The following is a 9951-nucleotide window of genomic DNA, read 5'->3' on the forward strand; positions in this document are numbered from 1 at the left end:
CCGATTCCGGTTTTCAGACGACCTTTTGCTATAAATTACCTGATTCAGCCAACCTCCCATGAAAATTATTACTATAATTTATTTAAAATAAAAATAATTATAAAATAATTCAAGAATAATTTTTATTGTATTTAAAATATAAATATAGCATAATACTCATCATCAAAAAGGATATTCTCCTCCTAATATTTTATTTAACTCTAAAAACAAAAGGATATAATTATGTCCAATAGCTATATCGACCGCCGTACAGAAATATATAACCAACGAAATCAAAATAAAGTTACGTTGAGTTTACGTTTATCCATTAAAGATGATTTGATTTTGCAAGAGCTTGCCGATGCTTGGGAAACAACCCGCCAAGACATCATTAATGATTTAATTCAAGAATTCATTATTCAAGACTGGGAGAACAAACGAATGATTGACAAACAAAAAGACGAAGAATTTGATAATTCAACTACAACACGATATTTCTTATTAAATACTAATAGTGCCAACGACTTGGAAGACCATAATTTCATGATGACAAACCAAGTAGCTGCTGCATTTGAAGATGGCTACAAAGAAAAAATCTGTCGGATTAAAAAAGGAGACTATGTATTCCTATACGCCTCCGGACAAGGAATTGTTGCATATGGTCAAGCAACAGGAATCGTAGAGACAACACATCATTATGGTGTTGATAATAAAACATTTTTTCAAAAACTAGAACATTTTGTCGATTTAAGTCAAAATCCAATCAAAGCAAGACAGGTTAAATCCATTTTGGGACGTTCTTTTCCTTTTGCCCAAACATTATCTCAGATTACTGATGGGGAAAAACTTTTGGAGAATCTCAAATAAGACAAAGTAAGGCTACAAGTATCCTGTAAAACGGCAGTTAAATTTCAAAAGGTCGTCTGAAATCCCGATTCCGGTTTTCAGACGACCTTTTGCTATAATACCCGCCAGTTTGAAAACGGAAGAAACCCATGTCCCGAATCGCCGCCCTGCCCGACCACCTCGTCAACCAAATCGCCGCCGGCGAAGTGGTCGAACGCCCCGCCAACGCCCTGAAAGAAATCGTCGAAAACAGCATAGACGCAGGCGCGACGGCGATTGAAGTCGAGCTGGCAGGCGGCGGCATCCGCCTCATCCGCGTCAGCGACAACGGCGGCGGCATCCACCCCGACGACATCGAACTCGCGCTCCACCGCCACGCCACCAGCAAAATCAAAACCTTAAACGATTTGGAACACGTCGCCAGCATGGGCTTTCGCGGCGAAGGCTTGGCAAGCATCGCCTCCGTCAGCCGCCTGACACTGACCAGCCGCCAAGACGGCAGTGCGCACGCGACCCAAGTCAAAGCCGAAGACGGCAAACTCAGCAGCCCCACCGCCGCCGCCCATCCCGTCGGCACCACCATCGAAGCCGCCGAACTCTTCTTCAATACCCCCGCGCGGCGCAAATTCCTCAAATCCGAAAACACCGAATACGCCCACTGCGCCACCATGCTCGAACGCCTCGCGCTGGCGCATCCGCACATCGCCTTCTCGCTCAAACGCGACGGCAAGCAAGTGTTCAAACTCCCCGCCCAAAGCCTGCACGAACGCATAGCCGCCATCGTCGGCGAAGACTTTCAGGCGGCATCCTTAGAAATCGACAGCGGCAACGGCGCGCTGCGGCTCTACGGCGCCATCGCCAAACCCACCTTCGCCAAAGGTAAAACCGACAAACAATACTGCTTCGTCAACCACCGCTTCGTACGCGACAAAGTCATGCTCCACGCCGTCAAACAGGCATACCGCGACGTATTGCACAACGCCCTCACTCCCGCCTTCGTCCTCTTCCTCGACCTGCCGCCCGAAGCCGTGGACGTCAACGTCCACCCCACCAAAACCGAAATCCGCTTCCGCGACAGCCAGCAGGTACACCAACTCGTGTTCCACACCCTCAACAAAGCCCTCGCCGACACCCGCGCCGACTTGACCGAAAGCGTCGGCAACGCAGGCGAAGTGTTGCACGAAATCACAGGCATCCGTCCCGCGGCAACGTCGTCTGAAAACGAGCATAATCAGTTTCTCCAAAACCCGACCGCGTCGTCTGAAAACATTTTCGCCACCACACCAAGCACACACGCTTCCGAACCGCGCAACGCCTTCAGTTCAGGCAAAACCGCCCCCATGCCCTATCAGGCAGCACGCGCGCCGCAGCAACGCAGCCTGTCCCTGCGCGAAAGCCGCGCCGCCCTCAACACCTACGCCGAACTCTTCAAAAACACCGCAGCCGATGAAGCAGACATAGAGTTGGCACAATTCGAACAAGCCCGCTTCGGTACCACGTCCGCCACGTCGTCTGAAACCCCTGCCCACACCTTTTCAGACGACCCCAAACCCGAACTGCCGCCGCTAGGCTTCGCCATCGCCCAACTATTAGGCATCTACATCCTCGCCCAAGCCGAAGACAGCCTGCTGCTCATCGACATGCACGCCGCCGCCGAACGCGTCAACTACGAAAAAATGAAACGCCAGCGGCAGGAAAACGGCAACCTGCAAAGCCAACGCCTGCTCATCCCCGTTACCTTCCCCGCGTCCCACGAAGAATGCGCCGCCCTCGCCGACCACGCCGACACACTGGCAGGCTTCGGACTGGAACTGTCCGACATGGGCGGCAACACCCTCGCCGTCCGCGCCGTCCCCGCCATGCTCGGCAAAGCCGACGTCGTCTCGCTCGCCAAAGACGTATTGGGCGAACTCGCCCAAGTCGGCAGCAGCCAAACCATCGAAGAACACGAAAACCACATCCTCGCCACCATGTCCTGCCACGGCTCCGTCCGCGCCGGCCGCCAGCTCACCCTGCCCGAAATGAACGCCCTCCTGCGCGACATGGAAAACACCCCGCGCAGCAACCAATGCAACCACGGCCGCCCGACCTGGGTGAAACTGACGCTGAAAGAACTGGACGCACTGTTCTTACGCGGACAATAAAGCCGACGAAAAATAAAGGTCGTCTGAAAACGGATTTAGATTTTCAGACGACCTTTTAAGCAGCTTGGGTGGTCAAACCCAATATTCAGAATGGTTTTGGTTTTTTTTGGGGTCAAGACCCATGCCACATATGCTATTAACCTATTGCTTTTTATCGCTATTTTTTATTTGAGAAATACGCCCTTGGCTTAACCCGTACTTGCGGGCAGCATCTTTTCCCTTCATTCCATTTAGCAAATCGGCTTTAATGGCTGCATCACGGTAAGCCTCTAGTGAAGCAACCCTTTTTTGCAGATCAGCCAACTCTAAACCCTGAGAGGCCAAAATTTTTTCATGAACAGCTAACTTTTTGTTCATTGCTTCTTGCATTTTCAGCTGTAAATCAGCCAGTTCTGCGTTAATCTTTTCAATTTCATTGTCCATTTAGGATAACCTTGGTTGTTAATCACGAATAGGATAATACGCCATTTAAAATATTTAGTCGACTAAATATTTTAAATGGCGTGACTCGTAGTAAGCTACAACCTACCACAATTGTGTGTTATGAATCCCCATATAGTGCGTGTACGATACATACACATGCGATTCATTGGATATTCAGATCATCATTATAAACTTTCAAACGACCTTTTAATCAACAATGCATCCCCTCCACAACCTAACAGTAGCGTGGGATTTGCCCACGAAAAAACTACCACCCGATCCATCTTTTAAAAACCCAAATAAAAAACGTCGTCTGAAAATCCAAAATCCAGCTTTTTAGACGACCCCTCCCTTCCGAAACCACCTATTCCCTCTTCTTCAGCAGCCTCAACGCGTTGCCCACGACAAACAACGAGCTGAGGCTCATGCCTAATGCGGCGATCCAGGGTTTAACGTAGCCTAAGACGGCGAGCGGGACGGCGATGATGTTGTATGCGCTTGCCCAGGCTAGGTTTTGGCGGATGATTTCGCGTGTGCGGCGGGCTTGGGCGATGGTGGCGGGCAGGATGTTCAAGTCGTCGTTGAGCAAGACCAAATCGGCGCCGTCGCGTGCGACATCAGCGCCTGCTGCGACGGCGGCGGATACGTCGGCTTGGGCGAGGACGGGGGCGTCGTTGATGCCGTCGCCGACCATCAAAACTTTTCTGCCTTGTTTCTGCAATTCTTCAACATAGGCGAGCTTGTCTTCGGGCGCGGCTTCGGCGCGGTAGGTGTCCAAACCGAGTGCCTGCGCGACTTGTGCGACGGCATTTGTGCGGTCGCCGCTGAGTAGGTGGGTGCGGATGCCTTGTTGTTTGAGGATGTCGAGCATGGCGGCGGCGCTGTCTTTGATTTGGTCTTCTAGCAGGAAGACGGCTCGGAAACCGCTTTGGTTGCCGAGGAATACCATGCTGCCTGCGTGTTCGATGTCGGCGGCTTCGTCAGGCAACACGCCGGCTATTCCCGCGACGAAATCAGCGCGTCCCAATGCCCAGACTTGGGTTTCGCCTTTATAGGTCATTTGCGCGCTGACGCCTTGTCCGATGCGGTTGACACGTTGGGAAACTGTGTATTCGGGCGCGGGGTTGGGGTCGTCTGAAAGCGTATGGTTCAAGATGGCGCGGGCAATGGGGTGTTCGGATTGATGTTCCAAAGCTTGTGCAGCGGCAAGCGCTTCTTCTGTTTTCAGACGACCTAAGGGGATGATTCGGCTGACGGACAATTGTCCTTTGGTCAGCGTGCCGGTTTTGTCGAACACGACATCGTCGATTTGGGCGAGCGTTTCGAGGCTTTGTTTGCCGCTGATTAACACGCCGTCGTCGGCAAGCGCGCCTGTGGAGGCGGCAAGCGCGGTCGGCGTGGCAAGTGAAAGTGCACACGGACAAGTGATGACCAGCAGCGCGACGGTAATCCACAAGGCGGTTTGTGCGTCGGCATACCATGTCCAGCCGATGAAAACGGGGATGGCAAGCAGCAGCTCGCCAAACACGAAGCTGGAGGCGTATTTCTCGGCAAGCTCGGCGGCGCGCGGTTTTTGGGCGAGCGCGCGGTCGAGCAGTTTGACGATGTGCGACAGGCGCGTGTTGTTGCCGGTGCGGTCGGTTCGGATAACAAGCGGGCTGCCCGTATTGAGCGTGCCTGCGGTAACGTTTTCAGACGACCTTTTGACGACGGGCAGGCTCTCGCCCGTCAACATGGCTTCGTCCACTTCGCTCTCGCCGGACAACACCGTGCCGTCCACAGGAATAACCTCGCCGGGTTTGACGACGATGACGTCGCCCGCCTGAAGCTGTACAACCGCCGCTTCTTCGATTTCCTCGCTGTCGGGATAAGACGGAAGGCGGTGGCAGAACGCGGGAACAAGTTTCACCAGCCGCTCCGCCGCATCTCCCGCCCTGCGCCTTGCGATTTGTTCCATAAACCGCCCGCCCAACAGGAAAAACAGCAGCATGGCGATGGACTCGAAATACATCCCCTGCCCCGCATTGACGGCAAGGCTGTAAATGCCCGCGACAAAAGTCATCACGACCGCAATCGCAATCGGCGTATCCATGCCGACGCGGCGGTTTTTCCAATCGCGCCACGCGCCGCGGTAAAACGGCAACGCGCTGTAAAACACGACGGGCAGCACCATCAAAAAGCCGCCCCAGTGCAGGATTTCCAAAAACAGCGGCTCGATGTCGCCGCCGTAAAGATAAGTCGGCACGGCAAACATCATCGTCTGCATCATGCCCAAACCCGCCACCGCCAGCCTGACGATAAACTGTTTGCGCTCTTTTTGCGCCTGCGCCTCGACTTTTTGCGCATCGTAAGGCGCGGCGGTATAACCCGTTTTGCGGATTTTCAAAAGAATGTCCGACAGCGCGATTTTGCCCTCGTCCCACACCACGCGGCAGCGGTGCGTACTGTAATTCAAATCCACGCGCACCACGCCCGCCGTCCGCAAAAGCTGCTGCTCAATCAGCCATACGCACGCCGCGCAGGTAATGCCGCCCAGCATCAACACTGCCTCGCGCTTATTTCCTTCCCCGACTTCGACAAAATCCGCCTGCACTTCGGGCAAATCGTACAATTTCAGTTGCGACAACACTTCCGGCGGCGGCAATTCGGATTTTTCCGCATCGGCGGTACGCTGTTTGTAATAATTGCCCAAACCTGCATCAATAATGCTCTGCGCCACCGCCTGACAACCCGCGCAGCAGGTTTCATGGTCTTCATTTTCGTAGCGGACGGTCAAATGGAGGTGTTCGGGGACTTCCAGACCGCAATGGAAACAGGTTCTTTCCGTTTGATTCATAATATGTGCCTGATGGTGTGCCGGCAGGTGGTTTGCCGCTTGAAACTTGGATTTGAAATGTTTAAAAATGTAAACTTTATTAAAGTGTCGCTTTTTAGCAGATTTTTAAAAATATTTTACAAAACGTTTATTTTAAAACAATTTGCATATTTTTATATTATTTATTTATATTTTTCAATGATATATCCGTTTATCAATAGACGAACGGTTACTCTGCCATACCGCATATCGGTCGAATTTACCGATTATTTTAATGTAAAAAAGGAACTTTTTTAAAAAAACACCATACATTTTTGTTGACCGACTCGATTTGAAGCTGCATACTACACGCATATTCCGTACAAACAGTACAATAAAAAATACAAAACATTACGCTTTTATACAAAACTTTCCACTAACTTCTTACTCGGGAAAACATCATGATTGACCGCCTGCTACCTATTTTTGCCGTTATCGGCATCCTGTCCAGCGTCGCCTACCTGAGCTTGGCGGCATGGATGATTTACGAAAACGTTTTGAAAAAACGCCGCCTTCTCCCCCTCTAAGCGGGAAACCTTTTAAACGGCCGTTTGGAAATAAAGATAAACCCTCCCTGATTTATCTTTGTTTTCCAAACGGCCTTTATTTTTTCAGACGACCTTTTGAAACACTCGGCGGCAAACGATAATCGAAATCGAAATTTAACCCGCCGTCCTTCCCATTGAGAAACAACGGCAGTCAAAACATCTTGTTTTTATTCGGCTTTGCAGTTTTCAGACGACCTCTTGCCGCCGTTTTCCAACGCCCGTTCAATCATCGCCTCGCGCAAAGCGTCCAAGCCCAGACTTTTCGTAACCGAAATATTCACGCCGACGGCGCGTCCCGAATTGTCCCGCAACACGCCCGCCCCGCGTACGCCTTCCGGCAGCAGGTCGATCTTGTTGTACACGACAAGCTGCGGCACTTCATGCGCACCGATTTCCTCCAAAACCACATTCACATCGTCCATCTGCCGCTCGAAATCGGGATTGGACGCATCGACAACGTGCAGCAGCACATCCGCCAAAGCCGTTTCCTCCAGCGTCGCCGAAAACGCCGACACCAGCTTGTGCGGCAAATCGCGGACGAAACCGACTGTATCCGTCAGAATCACGCCCGCCTCGTGCGACAGGAACAAACGCCGCGCCGTCGTATCCAGCGTGGCAAAAAGCTGGTCTTTCGCCAACACGTCCGCCTTGGTCAGACGGTTGAACAGGCTGGATTTGCCCGCGTTGGTGTAGCCGACGATGGCAAAGGTTTTCAGACGACCCTCCATCCGCGATTTGCGGCGCGTGGCACGTTGTTTTTTCACTTGCGCCAACTGTTTTTTCAACGCCGTGATTTTCTGCCCGATTAAGCGGCGGTCGGTTTCCAACTGCGTCTCGCCCGGCCCTTTCAAGCCGATACCGCCCTTCTGGCTCTGCAAATGCCCGTAGCCGCGCACCAGCCGCCCGCTCAAATGGTTCAACTGCGCCAGCTCCACCTGCAATTTACCCTCCTGCGATTGGGCGCGTTTGGCAAAAATCGCTAAAATCAGACCCACGCGGTCGAGGACGCGGCATTGCAGGATTTTTTCCAAATTGCGCTCCTGTGTCGGCGTCAATTCATGGTTGAACACTGCCAAGCCGATGTCGTGCAGCTTCACCGCCGCCGCCAGCTCCTCCGCCTTGCCCGTGCCGACGAAATAAGCCGTATGCGCCTTGTCGCGCTTGGCGGTTTCCCGCAACACCAGCTCGCCGCCTGCCGCCGCGACCAATTCCGCCGCCTCGTCCAAGGTCGTCTGAAAAGTCCGCTCGCGCACTTCGTTCGCGCCCGAATAATCCGCGCTCAACATCACCCCGACCAGCATCACGCGTTCGGGTTGCTCCAAAGATTTGTCGACGGGGAAAATGTTGCGTTTGGACAAGGAAAATCCTTTCTTTTTTTGAAAAAACGGAAAGCGGCATCCATCCATTTGATGGCTCGGCCGCTCTCTGCCCTATCTCTGTTTGGCATGCCGCACGCTCCGTTGAAGGCGTTTGTTGATGCGATTGCGTGCTGCGTCAGCATCTTACACCATCCGCCCGTGAAAGCATAATCAAGAAAGGTCGTCTGAAAACCGGATTGGGGTTTTCAGACGACCTTTTGTTTGTTTAAACGGTTTAAACCAACACTTCAGGCGGCTTGTCCGTGCAGCGTGTGGAGGCAGCTTTGCGCGGGGTTTTCTTGAAACCACTTCAATTCGTCACGCAGGGAAACGACTTCGCCGATAACGATCAGCGCGGGGCGCGGGGCGTTTTCTGCCAGCTCGGACAGGTTTTTCAGACGACCTGTCACGACGCTCTGATGCGGAAGCGTGCCGTTGGAGACGATGGCGACGGGTGTGTCGCCGCTGCGTCCGTGCGCCATCAGTTTTTCGGCGGTTTCGGCGGCTTTGAGCGTGCCCATATAGACGACCAGTGTTTGGTTGCTCAGAGCGAGCGTGCGCCAGTCGGGTTGGTAGCCGTCGTGTTTGCTGTGTCCGGTAACGAAGAGCGCGCTTTGTGCGCAGTCGCGGTGTGTCAGGGGGATGCCTGCGTAGGCGGTCGCGCCCAGTGCGGCGGTGATGCCGGGGATGATGCGGTAGGGGATGTTTGCCTGCTGCAAGACTTGGGCTTCTTCGCCGCCGCGCCCGAAAACGAAGGGGTCGCCGCCTTTGAGCCGGACGACGCGCAAACCTTGGCGGGCGTATTCGACCAGGAGGCGGTTGGTTTCTTCTTGTTGGACGTGGTGCGAGCCTGCGCGTTTGCCGACGCTGATTTTGTCCGCGTCTTTGCGCACCATGCTTAAGACGTCGTCTGAAACCAAGGCATCGTGGAACACGACATCCGCCGCCTGTATCGCCTGCAAAGCGTGCAAGGTGAGCAGCCCTGCGTCGCCGGGGCCTGCGCCGACAAGGACGACTTCGCCTTTTGCCGCGCCGAAGCCGTCAAGCTGCGCAGCAAGCTCTGCTTCGGCGGCATCGAGGTTGCCTTGGGCGGCGAGCGCGTTAAAGCGGCTGTCGAACAGGTTTTCCCAAAAACGGCGGCGGTTTGCCGTGCCTTTGATTTTGGCTTTGACCGCGTTGCGCCATTTGCCTGCGAGCGCCGCCATTTGACCGGTGTGCAGCGGGATGAGCGTTTCGATGATCTGCCGCCACTTGCGCGCCAAAACGGGGGCGGTCGCGCCGCTGGAGACAGCGATTTTGAGCGGGCTGCGGTCGATGACGGCGGGGACGGTGAAGGAACACAAATCCGCGGTATCGACGGTGTTGCAGAGTTTCGCCCGCTGCTCCGCCGCTTGGAAAATACGGCAGTTGAAGGCGTAATCGTCGGTGGCGGCGACGGCGAAAAACACGTCATCCAAATCGTCCTCGTGAAATTCGCTGCCCAGCCATTCGATTTTGCCTTCGTCCGCCCACTTTTGGAAAACGGGATTGAGTTCGCGGGCGACAACCCTGACCGCAGCCCCTGCCTGCAACAGGCTTTCGGCTTTGCGTTCCGCCACTTTGCCCGCACCCGCCAGCAGGACGGGGCGGCCGTTCAAATCGGCAAACAGGGGATAATGGTTCATGGCGTGTTCTCTTATTAAGCTATCGTGCCGCCCATCTTAAAATCCCGCAGGCTTCGGCGGAAAGAATGGTTTTTGCTTATCTTATCGAATTTGGTTATATGGTGGATTAAATTTAAATCAGGACAAGGCGACGAA

The 9951-nt window shown here is 53.5% G+C and carries 7 protein-coding genes; 3 read left to right on the forward strand and 4 right to left on the reverse strand.

What is annotated here, in order from left to right:
* Nucleotides 1–222: 222 nt before the first annotated feature.
* Complete coding sequence (locus HMPREF2726_RS08370; protein WP_009312213.1) at nt 223–846, forward strand: EVE domain-containing protein; 624 nt, start codon at nt 223–225, stop codon at nt 844–846.
* A 128-nt stretch (nt 847–974) separates the two neighbouring features.
* Nucleotides 975–2969: a DNA mismatch repair endonuclease MutL gene (mutL, locus tag HMPREF2726_RS08375; protein ID WP_009312214.1), complete on the forward strand. Its 1995-nt coding sequence runs from the start codon at nt 975–977 to the stop codon at nt 2967–2969.
* A gap of 141 nt (nt 2970–3110) precedes the next feature.
* On the opposite strand, the gene HMPREF2726_RS08380 is transcribed toward mutL, so the two are convergent.
* Both HMPREF2726_RS08380 and HMPREF2726_RS08385 read right to left on the reverse strand, forming a co-directional pair.
* Entirely contained in the window at nt 3111–3392 is a 282-nt protein-coding gene (locus HMPREF2726_RS08380; protein WP_009312215.1) for a hypothetical protein, read from the reverse strand.
* A 364-nt stretch (nt 3393–3756) separates the two neighbouring features.
* Complete coding sequence (locus HMPREF2726_RS08385) at nt 3757–6228, reverse strand: heavy metal translocating P-type ATPase (RefSeq protein ID WP_009312216.1); 2472 nt, start codon at nt 6226–6228, stop codon at nt 3757–3759.
* A 419-nt stretch (nt 6229–6647) separates the two neighbouring features.
* Between HMPREF2726_RS08385 and HMPREF2726_RS14805 the strand changes: the two genes are divergently transcribed.
* On the forward strand, nt 6648–6773 hold the full coding sequence (locus HMPREF2726_RS14805; protein ID WP_003757417.1) for a hypothetical protein: 126 nt from the start codon (nt 6648–6650) through the stop codon (nt 6771–6773).
* A 188-nt stretch (nt 6774–6961) separates the two neighbouring features.
* On the opposite strand, the gene hflX is transcribed toward HMPREF2726_RS14805, so the two are convergent.
* Entirely contained in the window at nt 6962–8152 is a 1191-nt protein-coding gene (gene hflX / locus HMPREF2726_RS08395) for a GTPase HflX (protein WP_009312217.1), read from the reverse strand.
* A gap of 248 nt (nt 8153–8400) precedes the next feature.
* A complete protein-coding gene (gene cysG, locus HMPREF2726_RS08400) occupies nt 8401–9816 on the reverse strand; it encodes a siroheme synthase CysG (RefSeq protein ID WP_009312218.1) in 1416 nt (471 codons plus the stop codon).
* Nucleotides 9817–9951: the final 135 nt, after the last annotated feature.

The organism is Neisseria sp. HMSC074B07 (assembly GCF_001810355.1).
GTDB lineage: Bacteria > Pseudomonadota > Gammaproteobacteria > Burkholderiales > Neisseriaceae > Neisseria.